This is a genomic window from Rhodoferax sp. WC2427 (assembly GCF_040822085.1).
Taxonomy (GTDB): Bacteria; Pseudomonadota; Gammaproteobacteria; order Burkholderiales; family Burkholderiaceae_C; genus Rhodoferax_B.
Genome location: NZ_CP162006.1, coordinates 563,155 through 585,514, shown reverse-complemented (window position 1 = coordinate 585,514; position 22,360 = coordinate 563,155). Strand labels below are relative to the sequence as shown.

Sequence of the window (22,360 nt, the reverse complement as noted above, 5' to 3'; positions counted from 1 at the left end):
CCATGTTTGCATTATTTGAAGAAGCCGGAAAATTCATGGCCGGACGCATCTTGTCCGAAGCGGAGTCCTCCGCGCAGGTCGAGCTCGACAGTGGCAAGCGGGTCAAGGTCAAGGCCGCCAACCTGCTGCTGAAGTTCGACAAGCCCACGCCCGCCATTTTGTTGCAGGGTGCCCAGTTGGTCGCCGCCGACATCGAGCTGGAGATGGCCTGGGAGTTCGCCCCCGAGGAAGACTTTGGCTTTGCCGACCTGGCGCGCGACTATTTCAGCGTTAACGCTACGCTGGAGCAGCAAACCGCCATGCTGCTGCGCCTGTTTGACGCACCGCATTACTTCCGCCGCGCGGGCAAGGGGCGGTTTCGCAAGGCCTCGGCCGAGATCCTGCAACTGGCGCTGGCCGCCATCGAGAAGAAGCAGCAGCTTGCTATCCAAATTGCACGTTGGGCAGAAGGAGCTCAGCCAGGGCTCATGCCCGCCAGCTGTGCGTGAGCAGCTATACAAAATACTGTTCAAACCCGATAAAAACGGCCCCGAATACAAGGCCGTGGTGGAGGCCTCGCGTGCCACCCACAAGGCGCCGCTGGTACTGCTGCAGCACGCCGGTGCCATCGACTCGCCCTACCAGTTCCACTGGCGGCGGTTTTTGCTGGAAAACTTCCCCAAGGGCACGGGCTTCCAGAACCTGGACGCACCGCTCATCAACGACGACCTGCCGCTGTCGACCGCGCAGGCGTTTTCCATCGACGATTCGCAAACCACCGAAATCGACGATGCGCTGTCGGTGCAGGGCCTGGGTACGGGCACGGTGACGCTGGGCATCCACATTGCCGCGCCCGGCCTGGCCATCACGCCGGGCAGCGCCATCGACCAGTTGGGCCGTGCCCGCCTGTCCACCGTTTACATGCCCGGCTACAAGCTGACCATGCTGCCCGACGCGGTGGTGCAAAACTACACCCTGCAAGAGGGCCGCGACTGCCCCGCCGTGTCGCTGTACGCCACGCTGGATGAGGCCACGCTGGAGATCACCGCCACCGAGACGAAGCTGGAGCGGGTGCACATTGCCGCCAATCTGCGCCACGACCAGCTCGATACGCTGGTCACGGCAGAGTGGCTGGAGAACCCTGATTTGAGCATGAAATTGGCATTCCACGCTTATCCATTGAGCGTGAGCAGCTATCATTTTTGTATAAACTGGCGAAACACCTGAAAGCCCAGCGCGAAGTGGTGCGGGGCAAGCCCGAGAACTTCAACCGGCCCGACTACAACTTCAAGCTGCTGGGCAAGACCGCCGACGAGCCGGTGGGCGACGAGCAGGTGCAAATCACCACCCGCCAACGTGGCGCGCCCCTGGACCTGATGGTGGCCGAGGCCATGATCCTGGCCAACAGTACCTGGGGCCAGTGGATGGCCGAGAACGGTGTGCCCGGCATCTACCGCAGCCAGGCCAGCCTGCTGCCCGGCGTGAAGGTGCGCATGGGCACCAAGGCGCTGCCGCACGCGGGCATCGGGGTGAAAAGCTATGCCTGGAGCACCTCGCCCCTGCGCCGCTACACCGACCTGGTCAACCAGTGGCAGATCATCGCCTGCGCGCGGCACGGCAAGACCGCCGCCCTGGCCGCGCCGTTCAAGCCCAAGGATGCCGACCTGTTCTCCATCATCTCGATGTTTGACGCGGCCTACGCCACCTACAACGGCTACCAGGGCGCGATGGAGCGCTTCTGGACGCTCAAGTACCTGCAGCAAAACGGCATCACCGAAATCGTCGGCACCGTCTTCAAGGACGGCATGGTCCGCGCGGACGATTTACCGCTGGTACTGCCGGTGATGGGCGATGCGCCACGCGGCGCCAAGGTGCGGGTCAAGCTGGGCGACATCGACGAAATTACCCTGGATGTGCACGGTACCGTGGTCGAGCGGCTGGACACGCCGGTCGAAGTGGCATCGGACGCAGCCGCCGAAGAAGAAACCGAAGACGACGAGGACGACACCGCCGCCGGGCCGATCGCCATCGCCGTCGATATGGACGAGCCCGAAGCCGCCGCCGCATCCGCCGTCGAACCCGCACCGTGACCTGGCGCTTCCTACGCAACTTCACCGCCCTGCAGATCGCACTCGGGGTGTCCATCACCCTGCACGCGGTGCTGCTGACGCTGCGCTTCATCGACCCCGAGTCCTTCAATCGGGTGTTCCAGGACACGCCGCTGGAGGTGATTTTGGTCAACGCCAAGTCCACCACCCCGCCCGAGCGCGCCACGGCCATCGCCCAGGCATCGCTGGCCGGGGGCGGCGAGGCCAATGCGGGCCGCGCCACCACGCCGCTGCCGCCTTCGGCCATCACCGATCTGGGTGAAACCATGGAGGCCACGCAGCGCAAGATGGACGCGATGCAGCAGCAGCAAACCATGCTGCTGGCGCAGGTCACCCAGCAGCTGGCGAGCCTGCCCATTCCAGACCCCAAGAAGGCCAGTAACTCCCCCGAAGCCGCTGCGCAGGAAGAAAAACGCCGCCAGTTGCTCAACCTGCTGGCCGAGATCGAACGGCGCATCAACCAGGAAAACGCCCGCCCCAAGCGCCGCTACGTCAGCCCCGCCACCCGCGAAGAGGTGTATGCGGTGTACTACGACAACCTGCGCCGCCGGGTGGAAGACCGGGGCACCGAAAACTTCCCCGAACTGGCAGGCAAAAAACTCTATGGCGCGCTGACCATGATCGTCACCGTCAACTTCGACGGCCAGGTGCTGGCCACCCAAATCGCCGAAAGTTCGGGCAACCGCACGCTGGACCGGCGGGCCGAGGCCATCGTGCGCAATGCCGGTCCGTTTGGCCTGTTCAGCGATGCGATGCGGGCTAAAGTCGACCAGCTGGTGGTGGTGTCGCGCTTTCGCTTCACCCGCGACCAGACGCTGGAAACCAAAGGCGGCACTTCCCCCTGACCCCCGCCCCTCCTTTTTTTGACACAGAAAGTACGTGTATGGACCGCTATTGCGTGATGGGCAACCCGATAGAACACAGCCGGTCGCCGTGGATACATGCCCGGTTTGCCCTGTCAGGCCACAACCTGCAGTACGACAAGCGCCTGGTGCCGCTGGATGGCTTTGCGCAGGCGGTGGCCGCCTTTCGCGCCGAGGGCGGGCTGGGCTGCAACATCACCGTGCCCTTCAAGTTTGAGGCCGCCCAACTGGCCAATCACCAGTCCCCGCGCGCCCAACTGGCCGGGGCCAGCAATTTCCTGCATTTTCGCGCCGACGGCATCCATGCCGACAACACCGACGGCGCCGGCCTGGTCAACGACATCCAGAACAACGCCGGGGTGGCCCTGGCCGGGTGCGACGTGCTGCTGATCGGTGCCGGGGGTGCATCCGCCGGGGTACTGGGTCCGCTGATCGCCGCCCAGGCCCGCCGCATCACCGTGGCCAACCGCACGCTGGGCAAAGCCGAAGCGCTGGTGGCGCGCCACGCAGCGCTGGCGCAGTCACACGGCGTGCAGGTAGACAGCGCCGAGCTGGCCGCAGTGCAAATGCCGTATGACATCGTGGTCAACGCCACCGCCAGCAGCCTCAGCGGTGCGGGCGTGCCCGTGTCACCCAGCGTACTCAAACCCGGTGCGCTGGCACTGGACATGATGTACGGACCTGCAGCGGCGGGCTTCATGGACTGGGCCCGCACGCACCAAGCCACGCCGCGCGACGGCCTGGGCATGCTCGTCGAGCAGGCGGCAGAGGCCTTCTTGCTCTGGCGCGGCGTGCGCCCCCCGTCCGCACAGGTGTTGGCCGAGTTGCGCGCCAGCCTGGGTTGACAGCATGCGTTCCATGCTGCGCTGGCTGGTGCTGGTGGCGTTCGCCACGCTGGCGCTGCAACTGTTTTTTGTGGGCCGCATCGCCCTGATGCTGGTGCTGGCGCCGCAATCCACGGCGTTTGAACGCTCGGAAGCCTGGCGGCTGCTGACCGGTGCCGACACCCCGTTGCGCTGGCGGCAGGAATGGGTGCCCTACAGCCAGATTTCGGACAACCTCAAACGCGCCGTCATCGCCTCGGAAGACAGCAGCTTCTCCAACCACGACGGTGTGGACTGGGAAGCCCTGGAAAAAGCCTGGGACAAGAACGAAAAAGCCCAGGAACGCGCCGCCAAACTGGCCGCGCCCGCCAAAGCCAAGGCGACCGCCCCGGCCAAGCCGGTCAAACCACCCAAAGTCATCGGCGGCTCCACCATCACCCAGCAGCTGGCGAAAAACCTGCTGCTGTCGGGCGAACGCACGCTGCTGCGCAAGGGCCAGGAATTCGTGCTGACCATGCTGCTGGAGCACCTGCTGGGCAAGCAGCGCATCCTCGAGATCTACCTGAACAACGTGGAATGGGGCGAAGGCGTGTTCGGTGCCGAGGCGGCCGCCCAGCATTACTTCCGCAAACCCGCGTCCCGCCTCAGCGCGTTCGAGGCCGCCCGGCTAGCCGTGATGCTGCCCCGGCCCAAGTATTTCGAAAAACTGCCCAATTCCGGCTACCTGGGCAGCCGCGCCGCCACCATCGTGGCCCGCATGCCCAGCGCCGAGCTACCTTGATGGGCGAGATGGATAATGCAGGGGCATTCCTGCCGAAACCGCCTGAGCCCCTCCATGTCTGACATCCTCGAACAAATCATCACAGTCAAGCGCACCGAAATCGCCACCGCGATGCGCCGCACCTCCCTCGCAGACATGCGCGCCGACGCGGAATCCCGCGTACTCACCCGCGATTTTGTAGGCGCCATGCGCAAGAAAATCGCCGCCGGACAGGCTGCCGTCATCGCCGAGATCAAAAAAGCCAGCCCCTCCAAAGGTGTGCTGCGCGCCGATTTCATTCCCGCCGACATCGCCCAAAGCTATGCCGAATACGGCGCAGCCTGTTTGTCAGTACTTACCGACAAACAGTTCTTCCAAGGCCAGGTGGACTACCTGAAACAGGCACGCGCCTCCTGCCAGCTGCCAGTGTTGCGCAAAGACTTCATCGTCGACGCCTACCAGGTCTATGAGTCGCGGGCCATGGGTGCCGACTGCATCCTGCTGATCGCCGCGGCCCTGGAGGATAGCCACATGGTCGAGCTGGAGGCCATCGCCCATTCACTGGACATGGCGGTACTGGTGGAAGTGCACGATGCCGCCGAGTTGCAACGCGGCCTGAAACTCAAAACCCCGCTGATCGGCATCAACAACCGCAACCTGCGCACCTTCGAAGTCAGCCTGGACACCACACTGGCGCTGCAAAAAGATGTGCCCGTGGACCGTCTTCTGGTCACCGAAAGCGGCATCCTGACCACGGCCGATGTGCAGCGCATGCGGGACGCCAACATCCACGCGTTCCTGGTCGGCGAAGCCTTCATGCGGGCCGCCGACCCCGGCGTGGCGCTGGCCAGCCTGTTTGCCACTCCGTAAAACACCCGCCATGGCTCTTTTTCAAGCGGACTGCCTGCAAGGCTGGCCACCGCTTGTCGCCAGTGTTGCACCCGACTGGCAGCCATGCGCGGCGGACTTTCTGGCTTCGGCGCATGGCCAACGACTCAGCCAGTTTCTGAACCAGCGCCTGGCGCAAAAAGTTACGATTTACCCCCCTCAGCCATTACGCGCCTTGGCCCTCACGCCGCTGGGCACGGTCAAGGTTGTCATCCTGGGCCAAGACCCCTACCACGGCCCCGGTCAGGCTGAGGGGCTGGCGTTTTCCGTGGCGCCCGGCATCCAGCCGCCCCCCTCGCTACGCAACATCTTCAAAGAACTCCAGCAAGAAGGCATGCCAGCGCGCGCCCAGGGTGGGTCGCTGGTGGGCTGGGCCGAACAAGGCGTGTTGCTGCTCAACACCTGTCTAACCGTCGAGGACGGACTCCCCGCCAGCCACGCCAAACGCGGCTGGGAATCCTTGACGGACGCGGTCGTCATGCAGGTCGCACAAACCGCTCCGGTGTGCGCCTACCTGCTGTGGGGGGCCCATGCCCAGAGCAAAGCGCCGTTGATTCAGCAAGTCGCTGCGGCCCATGGCCGCAGCATTCTGGTGCTGCAGTCCAACCATCCCTCCCCGCTCTCGGCATTGCGCCCACCCAACCCGTTCATAGGAAACAGGCACTTCCAACGTGCCAACGACTTCCTGGCCCGGTCAGGCGCTACCGCCATCGACTGGTCCCGTACGGCCTAACCCGCGACGTAGGAAATTTTCACCACCGCGAAGGCAAGTGCCACCATTACGCGGTATGATCAAAAGCTGTTAACGTACAGCCTAGGCACTGAGCAAAAAACTCTGTGCTATAATTTAAGGCTTCGCCGGAGAGGTGGCCGAGTGGTTAATGGCAGCAGACTGTAAATCTGCCCTCTTACGAGTACGCTGGTTCGAATCCAGCCCTCTCCACCAGCGAAACGTCAGCAATGACAGCCAGTTTTTGAAAGTATTGACAAGCGGGTTTTGGGTTTGGCGTGAATGTTTCGCCTCGGGTGCCTCGGCACCAGAATGCGGGAGTAGTTCAATGGTAGAACCCTAGCCTTCCAAGCTAATGACGCGGGTTCGATTCCCGTCTCCCGCTCCAAAGGCGTTTGTCAGTAGCAAGTTTAGGTTGTGTTGCTTCGGGTCTTCCGCAGCAATGTAACAAGTGCCCATTTGGCTCAGTGGCAGAGCACTCCCTTGGTAAGGGAGAGGTCCCGGGTCCGATTCCCGGAATGGGCACCAGTATTTTGAAAGTGCGCCGAATCCAGTAGGTGCCGATGGTTGGGTAAATTTGGTTTATTTTTTTCGGAGCTCCTTGGAGAGTTGAAAAATGGGAAAAGAAAAGTTCACACGTACCAAGCCCCACGTCAATGTGGGCACGATCGGCCACGTTGACCATGGCAAAACCACGCTGACCGCCGCCATCACCACCGTGCTGGCAGCCAAGTTCGGCGGCCAAGCCAAGGCGTACGACCAGATCGACGCAGCGCCCGAAGAAAAAGCGCGCGGTATTACCATTAATACCGCCCACGTCGAATACGAAACCGCCAACCGCCATTACGCCCACGTCGACTGCCCAGGCCACGCTGACTATGTGAAGAACATGATCACGGGTGCGGCCCAGATGGACGGCGCGATTCTGGTGTGCTCGGCTGCTGACGGCCCCATGCCCCAGACCCGCGAACACATCCTGTTGGCCCGCCAGGTGGGCGTGCCTTACATCATCGTGTTCCTGAACAAGTGCGACATGGTCGACGACGCCGAACTGCTCGAACTCGTTGAAATGGAAGTGCGCGAGCTGCTCGACAAATACGATTTCCCTGGCGACACCACCCCCATCATCCACGGTTCGGCGAAGCTGGCCATGGAAGGCGACAAGGGTCCCCTGGGCGAAGAAGCCATCATCAAGCTGGCCGAAGCACTCGACACCTACATCCCCATGCCTGAGCGTGCAGTTGACGGCGCATTCCTGATGCCCGTGGAAGACGTGTTCTCGATCTCTGGCCGCGGTACCGTGGTGACCGGTCGCGTGGAGCGCGGTATCGTCAAGGTCGGTGAAGAAATCGAAATCGTCGGTATCACCGTGACCCAGAAGACCACCTGCACCGGCGTGGAAATGTTCCGCAAGCTGCTGGACCAAGGCCAGGCTGGCGACAACGTCGGCATCTTGCTGCGCGGCACCAAGCGTGAAGACGTGCAGCGCGGCCAAGTGCTGTGCAAGCCCAACTCGATCAAGCCACACACGCATTTCACCTCCGAAATCTACGTGCTGAGCAAAGACGAAGGCGGCCGCCACACACCTTTCTTCAACAACTACCGTCCCCAGTTCTACTTCCGTACCACGGACGTGACCGGTGCGATCGAGTTGCCAGAAGGCAAGGAAATGGTCATGCCTGGCGATAACGTGTCGATCACCGTCAAGCTGATCAACCCCATCGCCATGGAAGAAGGTCTGCGCTTCGCTATCCGCGAAGGCGGCAAGACCGTCGGCGCCGGTGTGGTTGCCAAGATCATTGCTTAATTTTGTAGGGGCGTAGCTCAATTGGCAGAGCGTCGGTCTCCAAAACCGAAGGTTGATGGTTCGATTCCTTCCGCCCCTGCCACCTGATAAGTTCAAGGTGGCACATAGTTAGTCCAAACAAGCCCGTCATGACCTGACGGGCTTCTGTGTCTCAAGAGACACCATGTATTTGAAGCAGGAAACCGCCAAAAATGGCCACTTCACAAGTTGAGACGATCAACACCAACGCAGACAAAGCCAAATTGGGTTTGTCTGCTGTTTTGGTGGTGGGTGCGTTAGCCGCCTTTTATCTGCTGAGCAAGCAAGGGCAGATTGCCCAATGGGCGGCCTTGATTGTGGGCGTAGCCGCAGCAGTCGTGGTGTTTTTGTCCTCCGAGCCCGGCAAGCAACTGGTCGCTTTTGGTCGAGATGCCTGGCGTGAAGTCAAAAAAGTTGTTTGGCCCACACGCAAGGAAGCCACACAGATGACTTTGTACGTCTTCGGCTTCGTAGTACTTATGGCCTTGTTCCTCTGGCTCACTGACAAGACGCTGGAATGGGTTTTTTATGACTTGATTCTGGGCTGGAAAAAGTAATGACTGATGTTGTAGAAATGAGCGCGGCGGAACCGTCGGCGACTCCTGTGAATCCTGATTTGCGTTGGTACATCGTGCACGCTTATTCCGGAATGGAAAAAGCAGTCGAGCGCAATATTACCGAACGGATTCTTCAGTCCGGCATGCAGCAAAAATTTGCCCGCATCCTGGTGCCTACCGAAGAAGTTGTTGAAATCAAAAATGGCCAACGCAAGACAACCGAGCGTCGTCTTTTCCCTGGCTATGTGTTTGTCGAAATGGTGATGGACGATGAGTCCTGGCATTTGGTGAAGCACACCAATAAGGTCACCGGATTTGTAGGTGGCGCAAAGAATCGCCCTGCTCCGATTTCAGAAGCAGAAGTGCAGAAAATCGTGAGCCAAATGCAAGAAGGCACCGACAAGCCGCGCCATAAGGTTGAATTCTTGGTGGGCGAATTTGTCCGGGTTAAAGAAGGTCCATTTACAGACTTCAATGGCTCTGTAGAAGAAGTGAACTACGAAAAAAGCAAAGTGCGTGTTTCGGTCACTATTTTTGGCCGCGCCACACCTGTCGAGCTGGAATTTAGCCAGATCGAAAAGACATAAGTCTTAAAGACCTAATTTCTATATTGAGTAAATTCCACGTTTTTCGACTCAGCGTGGATGTTGTCAGTGAGTCGCAACCCCGGGGAGCAAACGTCCGCCAATGTCGGCAGACGCAAGCGTTAAGACCCGCAAGGAGCTAATAATGGCGAAAAAAATCGTCGGGTTTATCAAGCTGCAAGTACCAGCCGGTAAAGCCAATCCATCCCCCCCGATCGGCCCTGCATTGGGTCAACGTGGTTTGAACATCATGGAGTTCTGCAAGGCATTCAATGCGCAGACCCAAGGTGTTGAGCCAGGTCTGCCATTGCCAGTGGTGATCACTGCATTTGCAGATAAAAGCTTTACCTTCATTATCAAAACGCCTCCAGCGACCGTTTTGATCAAGAAAGCCATCAAGCTCGACAAGGGTTCTTCGACACCGCACAGCGCGAAAGTCGGCAAGATCACCCGTGCCCAGCTCGAAGAAATTGCAAAGACCAAGATGAAAGACATGACGGCCGCCGATCTGGATGCTGCCGTCCGTACGATTGCTGGTACTGCCCGGTCTATGGGTGTGAATGTGGAGGGCGTGTAAATGTCCAAGCTGACCAAAAAACAGAAAGCCTTTGCTGGCAAGATTGACAGCAACAAGCTGTATCCATTGGCTGATGCCTTGGTAATCATTAAAGAGTGCGCCAACGCCAAGTTCGATGAGTCCATCGACGTGGCTGTGCAGCTCGGTATCGATGCTAAGAAGTCGGACCAAGTGGTCCGTGGCGCTGTCGTATTGCCTAACGGCACCGGCAAGACCAAGCGTGTTGCGGTATTTGCCCAAGGTGCCAAGGCTGAAGAAGCCAAGGCCGCTGGTGCAGACATCGTCGGCATGGACGATCTGGCAGCCATGATCAAAGCAGGCGATATGCCATTTGACATCGTGATCGCCGCTCCCGACGCCATGCGCGTTGTGGGTACTTTGGGTCAGATTCTGGGCCCGCGCGGCCTGATGCCTAACCCAAAAGTTGGCACGGTCACTCCCGATGTTGCTACGGCTGTTAAGAACGCCAAAGCAGGTCAGGTGCAGTTCCGTGTGGACAAGGCCGGTATCGTGCACAGCACGATTGGTCGTCGCTCGTTCGACTCTGACAAGTTGCAAGGCAACTTGGCAGCCTTGATCGATGCCTTGGCCAAAGCCAAGCCCGCTTCGAGCAAAGGTCTGTATTTACGTAAAGTCGCGGTTTCGAGCACGATGGGTGTGGGCGTTCGCGTCGATACGCAAACCATCGCAGCGTAATTGCAAAATTTGAAGCTTCGATCATGAGGCTTTAACGTGGTGGGTCGCTGGAGTCTCAAAACTTTAGCGAGCCATCCAAGACCGTTGGTGTGCAGCTTGTCTGCACTTAATCAGTGAAAACCAACGCAGATGGCGATCCCGCTGCAGATGGAATAAGTTTCCCGAAACAGTTGGTCGCTGCAAAGTGGCGTGTTGAATGGCCGTGAGCCGGACAACACATTTTAAGGAGTAGACCTTGAGTCTTAATCGCAGTGAGAAAGAAGCGGTCATTACCGATGTGACCAGCCTCGCCGCTAAAGCTCAAACGCTCGTGATGGCGGAATACCGTGGTATCACGGTCGCTGACATGACCAAATTGCGCTCAGCAGCGCGTAGCAATGGCGTGACCTTAAGCGTGTTGAAAAACACCTTGGCCCGCCGTGCTGTCGCAGGCAGTGCTTTTGAAATCGTGTCCGACCAGATGACCGGTCCGCTGATCTATGGCTTTTCTGTGGATGCCGTAGCTGCTGCCAAGGTAGTAGCTGAATTCTCGAAAACCAACGACAAGTTGGTGATTCGCGGTGGCGCATTCGGTGGAAAAGTTCTGGACGTGAACGGCGTTAAGCAACTGGCAAGCATCCCTTCCAAGGAAGTTTTGTTGGCGCAGTTGCTGGGCTTGATGCAGTCCCCGATTTCGCGTACGGCACGTGTGCTGGCCGCATTGGCGACACAAAAGGGCGCAGGTTCTACCGAACCAGCAGCCGAAGCGGCCCCGGAAGCGGCTGCCGAAGTTGCTCCGGCGTAACCACAGGTTACGGTCGGTATTGACAAAAACTTTGTTGGACAGTCGCTTGCATATGCTCGGTCTGTCCCCAACTGAAAAAACTGGAAATCAAAATGGCATTCGATAAAGACGCATTTTTGACCGCGCTTGACAGCATGACGGTCCTGGAACTCAACGACCTGGTGAAAGCCATCGAAGAGAAATTTGGCGTAAGCGCAGCTGCAATGGCTGGCCCTGCCGCTGCTGCTGGCCCTGCCGCCGCTGCCGAAGAAAAGACGGAATTCAACGTCGTTCTGGTTGAAGCTGGCGCCCAAAAGGTGTCGGTCATTAAGGCAGTTCGCGAAATCACCGGCCTGGGCTTGAAAGAAGCCAAGGACCTGGTGGACGGTGCTCCTAAGGCAGTCAAGGAAGGCATCTCCAAGGCTGATGCTGATGCAGCCATGAAGAAGCTGGTTGATGCTGGCGCTAAAGTCGAACTGAAGTAATTCAATCGCAAACGAGGGCTGGGAACTCCTAAAGGAGCTCCCAGCCTTTCGTGCTTGTAAGAGCACACTGAAAAGCAGGTCGCATTACCTCCTTTTCAGTGTCTTCTGGCCCCGACTGCAGAAGATGCCTTGGTTCGGATTGCGTGCAATGCGCAATCGTCCGCCATGGTTGGTAGTGGCCAACCGCCAAGTTCGTTGCGCATGATGTGCAACACGACAGTTGACAGGCCCCCCAGGATTCCCAAGTCCTTGCCCCCGGAGATCTCATGGCTTATACGTACACCGAACGCAAACGCATTCGTAAAAATTTTGGCAGCCGCGACAGCGTGCTCGAAGTCCCCTACCTGTTGCAGATGCAAAAAGATGCGTACACCGCATTTTTGCAAGCAGATCTCGCGCCTCAAAAACGCACGGTGGAAGGTTTGCAAGCCGCATTTGATGCCGCCTTCCCGATCGTCTCGCACAATGGTTTTGTCGAGATGAAGTACGTGGAGTACAACCTCGCCAAGCCAGCTTTTGATGTACGCGAATGCCAGACTCGGGGCCTGACATTTGCCTCCGCTGTGCGCGCCAAGGTGCAGCTGATCATTTACGACCGCGAGTCTTCGACATCGCAGTCCAAGGTTGTCAAGGAAGTAAAAGAACAAGAAGTCTATATGGGCGAAGTACCGCTCATGACGGAAAAGGGCTCCTTCATCATCAACGGCACCGAGCGCGTGATCGTTTCGCAATTGCACCGCTCTCCCGGGCGTATTTTTCGAACACGACAAGGGAAAAACCCATAGCTCGGGCAAGTTGCTATTTTCTGCCCGTGTGATTCCCTATCGCGGTTCGTGGCTCGATTTCGAGTTCGATCCCAAAGATGTGCTGTATTTCCGCGTAGACCGCCGGCGCAAAATGCCGGTCACCATTCTGCTCAAGGCCATTGGCCTGACACCAGAATCCATCTTGGCGAATTTTTTCGTCAACGATAACTTTCGCCTGATGGACAGCGGCGCGCAAATGGAGTTTGTGGCAGAGCGTCTGCGCGGCGAAGTCGCGCGCTTTGACATCACGGACAAGAACGGCAAGGTTGCAGTAGCCAAAGACAAGCGTATCACCGCCCGCCACACCCGGGATCTGGAACAATCCGGCACCACCCACATCAGCGTGCCCGAAGACTTCCTGGTTGGCCGCGTCGTAGCGAAGAACATCGTCGACGGTGACACCGGTGAAATCATTGCCAAGGCCAACGAAGAGCTGACCGAACTGCTGCTCAAGAAATTGCGCACTGCAGGCGTGCAAGACTTGCAATGCATCTACACCAACGAACTCGACCAAGGTGCGTACATTTCGCAAACCTTGCGTAGCGATGAGACTGTGGATGAATTCGCTGCGCGCGTCGCCATCTACCGCATGATGCGCCCTGGCGAGCCACCGACAGAAGATGCTGTGCAAGCACTTTTCCAGCGCCTGTTCTACAACCCCGACACGTACGATCTCTCGCGCGTGGGCCGGATGAAGTTCAACGCCAAGATGGGCCGCGACGAGTCCACCGGTCCCATGGTGTTGACCAACGAAGACATCTTGTCCGTGGTCAAAATCCTGGTGGATCTCCGCAATGGCCGTGGTGAGGTCGATGACATCGACCATTTGGGAAATCGCCGTGTACGTTGCGTTGGCGAACTGGCAGAAAACCAATACCGTGCCGGTTTGGCACGGATTGAAAAGGCCGTCAAAGAACGTCTGGGCCAGGCCGAGCAAGAGCCACTCATGCCGCACGACCTGATCAATAGCAAGCCCATTTCTGCAGCGCTCAAAGAGTTCTTCGGTGCATCGCAGCTTTCGCAGTTCATGGACCAGACCAATCCTCTGGCAGAAATCACCCACAAGCGCCGCGTGTCGGCCCTTGGCCCGGGCGGTTTGACCCGCGAACGTGCCGGCTTTGAAGTCCGCGACGTGCACGTGACCCATTACGGTCGGGTATGCCCGATTGAGACGCCAGAAGGTCCAAACATCGGACTGATCAACTCCTTGGCCTTGTATGCCCGCTTGAACGAATACGGTTTCATCGAAACGCCTTACCGTCGAGTGATTGACAGCAAGATCACCAAAGAAATCGACTACCTGTCGGCTATCGAAGAAGGCAAGTACGTCATCGCCCAGGCCAATGCTGCGCTGGACAAGGACGGCAAGCTGTCCGGCGATCTGGTGTCCGCCCGCGAAAAAGGCGAATCCATTCTGGTGGGTGCCGAGCGTGTCCAGTACATGGATGTGTCCCCAGCCCAGATCGTGTCGGTGGCAGCTTCGCTCGTTCCCTTTCTGGAACACGATGATGCAAACCGCGCATTGATGGGTGCGAATATGTCACGCCAAGCCGTGCCTGTGCTGCGCCCCGAAAAGCCATTGGTGGGTACCGGAATCGAGCGCGTAGCCGCCGTGGACTCTGGCACCGTGGTAACCGCCACCCGTGGTGGTTTGGTGGACTACGTCGATGCGACCCGCATCGTGATTCGCGTCAACGATGCTGAAGCGGCCGCCGGTGAAGTGGGTGTGGACATCTACAACCTCATCAAGTACCAGCGTTCCAACCAGAACACCAACATCCACCAGCGCCCCATCGTCAAAAAGGGCGACCGTCTGGCCAAGGGCGATGTGATCGCCGATGGTGCATCCACCGATTTCGGTGAAATTGCGATCGGGCAGAACATGCTGATCGCCTTCATGCCTTGGAACGGCTACAACTTCGAAGATTCGATTTTGATCAGCGAACGCGTCGTGGCAGATGACCGCTACACCTCGATTCACATCGAGGAACTGGTGGTGATGGCCCGCGACACCAAGCTTGGTGCCGAAGAGATTACCCGCGATATTCCCAACCTGAGCGAACAGCAACTCAACCGCCTCGACGAGTCCGGCATCATCTACGTGGGTGCAGAAGTGCAACCCGGCGATACGCTGGTGGGCAAGGTCACACCCAAGGGTGAGACCACGCTGACGCCCGAAGAAAAACTGCTGCGTGCAATCTTTGGTGAAAAGGCTAGCGATGTGAAGGACACATCGCTGCGCGTGGACCAAGGCTCGCAAGGTACGGTGATCGACGTGCAAGTCTTCACCCGTGAAGGCATCGTGCGCGACAAGCGTGCGCAGCAGATCATTGACGATGAGCTCAAACGCTTCCGCCTGGATCTGAATGACCAGCTGCGGATTGTGGAAGCCGATGCATTTGACCGTATCGAGAAGCTGTTGACCGGCAAGGTCGCCAATGGCGGCCCACAAAAGCTGGCCAAGGGCACCAAGCTAGACAAGGCCTATTTGTCTTCTGTGGAGAAATTCCACTGGTTTGACATCCGCCCTGCCGATGACGAAGTCGCCACCCAACTGGAATCCATCAAGAACTCGCTGGAGCAAACCCGCCACAGCTTCGACCTGGCTTTTGAAGAAAAGCGCAAGAAACTGACGCAAGGTGATGAGTTGCCCGCCGGTGTGCTGAAGATGGTCAAGGTGTACCTGGCCGTCAAACGCCGCTTGCAACCTGGTGACAAGATGGCCGGTCGCCACGGCAACAAGGGTGTGGTATCCAAGATCGTTCCGGTCGAAGATATGCCTTACATGGCTGACGGCACTCCCTGCGATATCTGTTTGAACCCATTGGGCGTTCCTTCGCGGATGAACGTAGGCCAGGTGTTGGAAGTCCACTTGGGCTGGGCGGCCAAGGGCATCGGCCAACGCATTGGCGACATGCTGCAAGCTGAGGCTAAAGTGGCCGAAGTCCGCAGCTTCATGGACTCGTTCTATAACGGCTCGGGCCGTAAAGAAGATCTGAGCCAGCTCACCGACGACGAAGTGTTCAACATGGCGGCCAATATGGCCCAAGGGGTCACTTTTGCAACGCCGGTGTTTGATGGCGCTTCGGAAGAAGAGATTCGGGGCATGCTCCAGCTGGCATACCCAGAGAACGTCGCAAAGCACAAGGGATTGAACGCAACGCGTACCCAAGCCCATTTGTTTGACGGCCGTTCAGGTGAGCCGTTTGAGCGTCCAACAACGATTGGCTATATGCACTTCTTGAAGTTGCACCATTTGGTGGACGACAAAATGCATGCCCGCTCTACCGGACCTTATAGCTTGGTGACCCAACAGCCACTGGGCGGTAAAGCCCAGTTTGGTGGGCAGCGCTTCGGTGAGATGGAAGTGTGGGCGCTTGAAGCTTATGGCGCTTCGTACACGCTGCAAGAAATGCTCACGGTCAAATCAGATGACGTGGTGGGACGTACCAAGGTGTACGAAAGCATTGTCAAGGGCGAGCATGCCATCGAAGCGGGCATGCCCGAATCGTTCAACGTGCTGGTCAAGGAAATCCGTTCCTTGGGCCTGGACATCGAGCTCGAGCGTAGCTAATTGCGGACAAGAAAAGGATTTAACACATGAAATCATTACTCGACCTGTTCAAGCAGTTCACGCCCGATTCGCATTTCGATGCGATTCGGATCGGCATGGCCTCCCCCGAAAAAATTCGGTCATGGTCTTTCGGTGAAGTGAAAAAGCCGGAAACCATCAACTACCGCACCTTCAAGCCCGAGCGGGATGGCCTGTTTTGTGCCAAGATTTTTGGCCCTATCAAAGACTACGAATGCCTGTGCGGCAAGTACAAGCGCCTAAAGCACCGCGGTGTGATCTGCGAAAAGTGCGGCGTTGAAGTCACGCAGACCAAAGTGCGCCGCGAACGCATGGGCCATATCGATCTGGCCGCGCCTTGCGCCCACATCTGGTTCCTGAAATCGCTGCCGTCGCGTCTGGGCCTGGTGCTCGACATGACCCTGCGCGATATTGAACGCGTGCTGTACTTTGAAGCCTATGTGGTCACCGACCCTGGCATGACCCCGCTGAAGAAATTCGCGATCATGTCGGAAGACGACTTTGACGCCAAGACCAAAGAGTACGGTGACGAATTCGTGGCCAAGATGGGCGCGGAAGGTATCAAGGACCTGCTGGAAGCCATCGAAATCGATGCATCGATCGAGCGTCTGCGCGGTGACCTGACTGGCTCCGAAGTCAAGATCAAGAAGAATTCCAAGCGACTTAAGCTGCTGGAAGCGTTCAAGAAGTCGGGTATCAAGCCCGAATGGATGGTGCTGAACGTACTGCCCGTGCTGCCACCGGATTTGCGTCCGCTGGTGCCGCTGGATGGCGGCCGTTTCGCCACCTCCGATCTGAACGACCTGTACCGCCGCGTCATCAACCGCAACAGCCGTCTGCGCCGTTTGCTCGAGTTGAAGGCTCCAGAAATCATTGCTCGCAACGAAAAGCGCATGCTGCAGGAAGCGGTCGATTCGCTGCTGGACAACGGCCGCCGCGGCAAAGCGATGACGGGTGCCAACAAGCGTGCACTCAAGTCCTTGGCCGACATGATCAAGGGCAAGAGCGGTCGTTTCCGCCAGAATTTGCTGGGCAAGCGCGTCGATTACTCTGGCCGTTCGGTCATTGTGGTGGGCCCAACGCTCAAGCTGCACCAGTGCGGTTTGCCCAAGCTGATGGCGTTGGAATTGTTCAAACCTTTCATCTTCTCGCGCCTGGAAGCCATGGGCATCGCCACCACCATCAAGGCGGCGAAAAAAGAAGTTGAATCCGGCACGCCGGTAGTCTGGGACATTCTGGAAGAGGTGATTAAAGAGCACCCGGTGATGCTGAACCGTGCACCTACGCTGCACCGTTTGGGCATCCAGGCTTTTGAGCCGATTCTGATCGAAGGCAAGGCCATCCAGCTGCATCCGCTCGTCTGCTCGGCATTCAACGCCGACTTTGACGGTGACCAAATGGCCGTCCACGTACCGCTGTCGGTTGAAGCGCAGATGGAAGCCCGCACCCTGATGCTGGCTTCGAACAACATCTTGTTCCCTGCCAACGGCGAGCCTTCCATCGTGCCGTCGCAAGACGTGGTGCTGGGTCTGTACTACACGACCCGCGACCGTATCAACGGCAAAGGCGAAGGTCTGATTTTTTCGGACACCGGCGAAGTACAGCGCGCATTCGACGCGGGTGAGGTTGAACTCACCGCCCGCATCAACGTGCGATTGACCGAGTACACCAAGAACAAGGAAACGGGCGAGTTCGAGCCATCGACCAAGCTGTGGGAAACCACCGCAGGCCGGGCCCTGCTGTCGGAAATCCTGCCCAAGGGTCTGCCCTTCTCCAACATCAATAAGGCGTTGAAGAAGAAGGAAATCTCCAAGCTGATCAATGTGTCGTTCCGCAAGTGCGGCTTGAAAGAGACCGTGGTGTTCGCCGACAAGCTGCTTCAAAACGGCTTCCGTCTGGCCACCAAGGCCGGTATTTCGATCTGCATCGACGACATGCTGGTGCCGCAGGAAAAGCACGGCATCATTGCCCGGGCTGAAAAGGAAGTCAAAGAAATCGCCAACCAGTATGTGTCGGGTCTGGTGACCTCGGGCGAGCGCTACAACAAGGTGGTGGACATCTGGGGCAAAGCCGGTGACGAAGTCTCCAAGGTAATGATGGCCCAGCTCTCCAAAGAGAAGACCATCGATCGCCATGGCAAGGAAGTCGAGCAGGAGTCGTTCAATTCCATCTACATGATGGCCGACTCCGGTGCCCGCGGCTCCGCAGCCCAGATTCGCCAGGTGGCTGGCATGCGCGGTTTGATGGCCAAGCCAGACGGCTCGATCATTGAAACCCCCATTACCGCCAACTTCCGCGAAGGTCTGAACGTGTTGGAGTACTTCATTTCCACCCACGGTGCCCGTAAGGGTCTCGCGGATACGGCTTTGAAGACGGCCAACTCGGGCTACCTGACCCGCCGTCTGGTGGACGTGACACAAGACTTGGTTGTGACCGAGCAAGACTGCGGCACCGCCAATGGTTACCTGATGCGCGCCATCGTCGAAGGCGGTGAAGTCATCGAATCGCTGCGCGACCGCATCCTGGGTCGTACTGCAGCCGAAGACGTGCTGCACCCCGAAGACCGCTCGGTGCTGGCCATTGCCGGTGCCATGCTGGACGAAGATGCCATCGACATCCTGGAAGTCGCTGGTGTGGACGAAGTCAAGGTGCGTACGGCACTGACCTGCGCCACCCGCTTCGGCATCTGCGCCAAGTGCTATGGCCGCGATCTGGGCCGTGGTGGTTTGATCAACGGTGGCGAGGCTGTGGGTGTGATTGCTGCCCAGTCCATCGGCGAACCCGGTACCCAGCTGACGATGCGGACTTTCCACATTGGTGGTGCGGCATCCCGCGCCGCCATTGCCTCCAGCGTCGAAGCCAAGTCCAACGGCACGATCGGCTTCAACGCCACGATGCGCTATGTGTCCAATAGCAAGAACGAGCTGGTCGTGATTGCCCGTTCGGGTGAAATTATCATCACTGAGCATGGCCGCGAACGTGAACGCCATAAGGTGCCTTACGGTGCCATCCTGTCGGTCACGGCCGACCAGGTGGTCAAGGCCGGCACTATCCTGGCAAACTGGGATCCGTTGACCCGTCCCATCATTACCGAGTTTGCGGGTATGAGCAAATTCGAGAACGTGGAAGAAGGCCTGACGGTTGCTCGCCAGGTGGACGAAGTCACCGGCTTGTCCACCATGGTGGTCATTGATCCGAAGCGCCGTGGCGCAGCAAAGGTGATCCGTCCGCAGGTCAAGCTGATCGACGCGAACGGCAACGAAGTGAAGATCACTGGCACCGACCACTCGGTGACCATTGGCTTCCCTATCGGTGCACTGATCCAGGTGCGCGACGGCCAGGACGTAGGCCGCGGCGAAGTATTGGCCCGTATCCCGATCGAAGGCCAGAAGACGCGCGACATTACCGGCGGTTTGCCACGGGTGGCAGAGCTGTTTGAAGCCCGTACGCCGAAAGACAAGGGCATGCTGGCCGAAATGACCGGTACCGTGTCGTTCGGCAAGGAAACCAAGGGCAAGGTTCGCCTGCAGATCACCGACCCCGAAGGTACGGTCTGGGACGAACTGATTCCCAAGGAAAAGAGCATCCTGGTGCACGAAGGCCAAGTGGTCAACAAGGGCGAAAACATTGTGGACGGCCCGGCCGACCCACAAGACATCTTGCGCTTGCTGGGCATGGAAGAACTGGCCCGCTACATCGTGGACGAAGTGCAGGACGTGTACCGCTTGCAAGGCGTGAAGATCAACGACAAGCATATTGAAGTGATCGTGCGCCAGATGCTTCGCCGTGTGGTGGTAGAGAACGCCGGTGACTCCGGTTACATCAATGGCGAACAGGTCGAACGCAGCGAAATGCTCGACACCAACGACGCTTTACGCGCCGAAGGCAAGATCCCCGCTGTCTTTACCAACCTGTTGCTGGGTATCACCAAGGCATCGCTGTCCACCGACAGCTTCATCTCCGCAGCGTCCTTCCAGGAAACCACGCGTGTGTTGACCGAAGCTGCCATCATGGGCAAACGCGACGAGTTGCGTGGTCTGAAGGAAAACGTGATCGTTGGCCGTCTGATCCCCGCTGGTACCGGCATGGCTTACCACCAAGCCCGCCTGGCCAAGGACCTGATGGACGACGCCGAGCGCCGCGCTATCGCTGAGTCTGAAGCTGCAGAACTGGCGGATGCGCAGGAGGCCACGTCGATGTCGGAAGCCAATGAAGGCTCGGCCCACGAATAACGCAGGCCGCGAGCGCTGCGTCATGTCACATAAACTCCTTAGGTGACACAGGCACCCCAAGTCCATCGCTGGTGGACTTGGGGTGTTTTTTTATGTGTGCCCCATGGGGCAAATCGCTTTCTACAAGATTACCTGTGATCTCCGAATCCTTTCTGTGGTGGAGCTTGGCTGCGGTATTGCTGTTCTGGTCGGTGGGCGCCTATAACCGGCTGGTGCGGCTACGTTCTCTTGCTTTGCGCAGCTTCTCCGCTCTGGCCACGCCCATGCAGCGCTATGCTGAAATCGTGCAGTTCGGTTCTGCCATCCCGGTGAGCCCTGCAGACACCGCGTTCATAGCGCCCACACAAGCATGGGCGGGACTGCAAGGTGCCCAGGCCCAGTTTTCCGCCTCGTTGGCGGTGGCACGCAGCCGACCGTTGGATGGTGCCGCTATCAACGCTTTGGCGGCGGCCGACACGGTGCTGCAAATGGCCTGGTTGCGGGTTGCGACCGAAGGAGCTACCGGCACCGGGCCTGTTTTGCCCGATACTGCGCAAGCCCAATGGAATGAGGCGCGCCAACAGATCCGCCCGGCCGCCCAGAGCTTTGCACAGGCCGTCCACAGCTACAACGCCGCCATCAACCAATTTCCCGCCATGCTGCTGGCCTGGCTGTTCGGCTTTCGCACTGCAACATCACTTCCTACCGACCCCTGAATATGACCCGTCCCCCGCCCAAGCGCGCCCTTCCCCAGCGGTCACATGGCGCAGATCCCCCTTTGGCGTCAGCTACTGGCAACAGCAGAGGTTTTGCATGCCATCCGCAACGGAGCCTCCGCCACACCGGCGTTGGCGGCTGTAGAAGGTCCGTTGCGTCCAGGTGTGCAGTCCCTGGTATTCCATAGTTTGCGCAACCTCGGCCGCGCCGAAGCCTTGCGCGCGCAGTTGGCCAAGCGCCCGCCCCCGCCCGCTGCCGACGCGTTGCTGTGCACGGCTCTGGCTCTGGCATGGCAAGAGTCCGATGCACCCTACGAAGCATTCACCCTGGTGGACCAAACCGTGGAAGCCGCCAACCGGGGCCCAGCCAAAGCCCAAGCGAGTTTTATCAATGCCTGCCTGCGCCGATTTTTGCGGGAACGCGAAGCGCTGGTGGCGGCCACCGACCGCGACCCGGTCGCTGTGTGGAACCACCCCCGGTGGTGGATACAGCGGCTGAAAAATGAACAGCCGCAACGCTGGCAGGAGATCCTGCAGGCAAACAACCAGCATGCGCCTATGACGTTACGGGTTAATGTAAGAAAAACGACTCCTGCGCTTATTCAATCAGCGCTAGCAGCTATCAATATTGAAGCAAGCTTGGTGGGAGACTCGGGTTTGGCCTTGGCCCGCGCCAGATCGGTACAAGACATTCCAGGATTTTCCGACGGTGCTATATCGGTCCAGGATGCAGCCGCCCAAATGGCGGCGCCGCTGCTTCTCGACGGTATGGACACGCGCCAGCCCTTGCGTATTCTGGATGCCTGCGCCGCTCCTGGCGGTAAAACGGTCCATCTGCTTGAAATAGTCCCGGCCGAGGTGACGGCGCTCGACATCGACCCCATCCGTTGCGAGCGCGTCCAGCGCAATCTGGAGCGACAGGGCCTACAGGCCACGGTACTGGTGGCCGATGCCAACCAGCCTGCAACCTGGTGGGATGGACGCCCCTTTGATGCCATTTTGCTCGACGCACCGTGCACGGCATCGGGCATCGTGCGCCGCCATCCCGATGTACGCTGGCTGCGCCGCGAAACCGATATTGCCCAATTGGCCCGCCTGCAGGCGAGCCTCTTGCGACAACTCTGGCCGCTGGTACGTTCCGGTGGTCGTTTGCTGTATTGCACCTGCTCGGTATTCCGTGCCGAGGGGCAAGACCAGATCGAAACGTTTCTTGCACACCACACCGATGCCCGTTTGCTACCGTCTCCCGGCCATTTACTGCCCCGTACATGGGATTTGGACGAAGCAGTCCCGGACAATCGTATCCGTGACAACGATGGATTCTTTTACGCCCTACTGGAAAAAAATGCGACCTAAATGGGCCGTGGTGCGCTGGTGCGTCTACCTTTTATTGTGC

General features: G+C 58.7%; 15 protein-coding genes, 4 tRNA genes and 2 pseudogenes. All 21 read left to right on the top strand.

The window, feature by feature from the left end; all coding sequences use genetic code 11:
- The first annotated feature begins 2 nt into the window (after window positions 1-2).
- The 21 genes and pseudogenes from AB3G31_RS02790 (at window position 3) to rsmB (ending at window position 22,320) form a co-directional block, all read left to right on the top strand.
- Window positions 3-2,069, top strand: a pseudogene (locus tag AB3G31_RS02790) (ribonuclease catalytic domain-containing protein).
- Window positions 2,066-2,932 (top strand): energy transducer TonB, encoded by an 867-nt coding sequence (locus AB3G31_RS02785; RefSeq protein WP_367848697.1) that lies wholly within the window; start codon window positions 2,066-2,068, stop codon window positions 2,930-2,932. Before AB3G31_RS02790 ends, AB3G31_RS02785 begins: the two are co-directional and overlap by 4 nt.
- A gap of 38 nt (window positions 2,933-2,970) precedes the next feature.
- Window positions 2,971-3,795 carry a shikimate dehydrogenase gene (gene aroE, locus AB3G31_RS02780; protein ID WP_367848696.1) on the top strand — a complete coding sequence of 275 codons (825 nt, stop codon included), beginning with the start codon at window positions 2,971-2,973 and terminating at the stop codon, window positions 3,793-3,795.
- Between the two features lie 4 nt (window positions 3,796-3,799).
- Window positions 3,800-4,555, top strand: a complete 756-nt coding sequence (locus AB3G31_RS02775; protein WP_367848695.1) for a transglycosylase domain-containing protein — start codon at window positions 3,800-3,802, stop codon at window positions 4,553-4,555.
- Between the two features lie 54 nt (window positions 4,556-4,609).
- Entirely contained in the window at window positions 4,610-5,404 is a 795-nt protein-coding gene (trpC, locus tag AB3G31_RS02770) for an indole-3-glycerol phosphate synthase TrpC (protein WP_367848694.1), read from the top strand.
- Between the two features lie 10 nt (window positions 5,405-5,414).
- Window positions 5,415-6,155, top strand: a complete 741-nt coding sequence (locus AB3G31_RS02765; RefSeq protein WP_367848693.1) for a uracil-DNA glycosylase — start codon at window positions 5,415-5,417, stop codon at window positions 6,153-6,155.
- Between the two features lie 127 nt (window positions 6,156-6,282).
- A tRNA-Tyr gene (locus tag AB3G31_RS02760) sits at window positions 6,283-6,368 on the top strand.
- 98 nt (window positions 6,369-6,466) lie between these two features.
- Window positions 6,467-6,540, top strand: a tRNA-Gly gene (locus AB3G31_RS02755).
- A 65-nt stretch (window positions 6,541-6,605) separates the two neighbouring features.
- A tRNA-Thr gene (locus AB3G31_RS02750) sits at window positions 6,606-6,680 on the top strand.
- 88 nt (window positions 6,681-6,768) lie between these two features.
- The gene (gene tuf, locus AB3G31_RS02745) at window positions 6,769-7,959 is read left to right on the top strand and encodes an elongation factor Tu (RefSeq protein WP_367848423.1); all 1,191 of its coding nucleotides are present in this window, start codon (window positions 6,769-6,771) and stop codon (window positions 7,957-7,959) included.
- Between the two features lie 6 nt (window positions 7,960-7,965).
- Window positions 7,966-8,041: transfer RNA gene (locus AB3G31_RS02740), tRNA-Trp, on the top strand.
- 109 nt (window positions 8,042-8,150) lie between these two features.
- On the top strand, window positions 8,151-8,534 hold the full coding sequence (secE, locus tag AB3G31_RS02735) for a preprotein translocase subunit SecE (RefSeq protein ID WP_367848692.1): 384 nt from the start codon (window positions 8,151-8,153) through the stop codon (window positions 8,532-8,534).
- Window positions 8,534-9,121 carry a transcription termination/antitermination protein NusG gene (gene nusG, locus AB3G31_RS02730; RefSeq protein ID WP_295960174.1) on the top strand — a complete coding sequence of 196 codons (588 nt, stop codon included), beginning with the start codon at window positions 8,534-8,536 and terminating at the stop codon, window positions 9,119-9,121. Before secE ends, nusG begins: the two co-directional genes overlap by 1 nt.
- Before the next feature lie 142 nt (window positions 9,122-9,263).
- Entirely contained in the window at window positions 9,264-9,695 is a 432-nt protein-coding gene (rplK, locus tag AB3G31_RS02725; RefSeq protein WP_315228776.1) for a 50S ribosomal protein L11, read from the top strand.
- The gene (gene rplA, locus AB3G31_RS02720) at window positions 9,696-10,391 is read left to right on the top strand and encodes a 50S ribosomal protein L1 (protein ID WP_367848691.1); all 696 of its coding nucleotides are present in this window, start codon (window positions 9,696-9,698) and stop codon (window positions 10,389-10,391) included.
- 235 nt (window positions 10,392-10,626) lie between these two features.
- Window positions 10,627-11,175, top strand: coding sequence for a 50S ribosomal protein L10 (rplJ, locus tag AB3G31_RS02715; RefSeq protein ID WP_367848690.1), 549 nt, complete (start codon window positions 10,627-10,629; stop codon window positions 11,173-11,175).
- Window positions 11,176-11,267: 92 nt separating this feature from the next.
- Window positions 11,268-11,639 carry a 50S ribosomal protein L7/L12 gene (gene rplL, locus AB3G31_RS02710; protein WP_348113705.1) on the top strand — a complete coding sequence of 124 codons (372 nt, stop codon included), beginning with the start codon at window positions 11,268-11,270 and terminating at the stop codon, window positions 11,637-11,639.
- A gap of 266 nt (window positions 11,640-11,905) precedes the next feature.
- A pseudogene (rpoB, locus tag AB3G31_RS02705) lies at window positions 11,906-16,019 on the top strand (DNA-directed RNA polymerase subunit beta).
- 26 nt (window positions 16,020-16,045) lie between these two features.
- Entirely contained in the window at window positions 16,046-20,269 is a 4,224-nt protein-coding gene (rpoC, locus tag AB3G31_RS02700; protein ID WP_367848689.1) for a DNA-directed RNA polymerase subunit beta', read from the top strand.
- Between the two features lie 134 nt (window positions 20,270-20,403).
- Entirely contained in the window at window positions 20,404-20,964 is a 561-nt protein-coding gene (locus AB3G31_RS02695) for a LemA family protein (RefSeq protein WP_367848688.1), read from the top strand.
- Window positions 20,965-21,009: 45 nt separating this feature from the next.
- Window positions 21,010-22,320, top strand: coding sequence for a 16S rRNA (cytosine(967)-C(5))-methyltransferase RsmB (gene rsmB, locus AB3G31_RS02690; protein ID WP_367848687.1), 1,311 nt, complete (start codon window positions 21,010-21,012; stop codon window positions 22,318-22,320).
- Window positions 22,321-22,360: the final 40 nt, after the last annotated feature.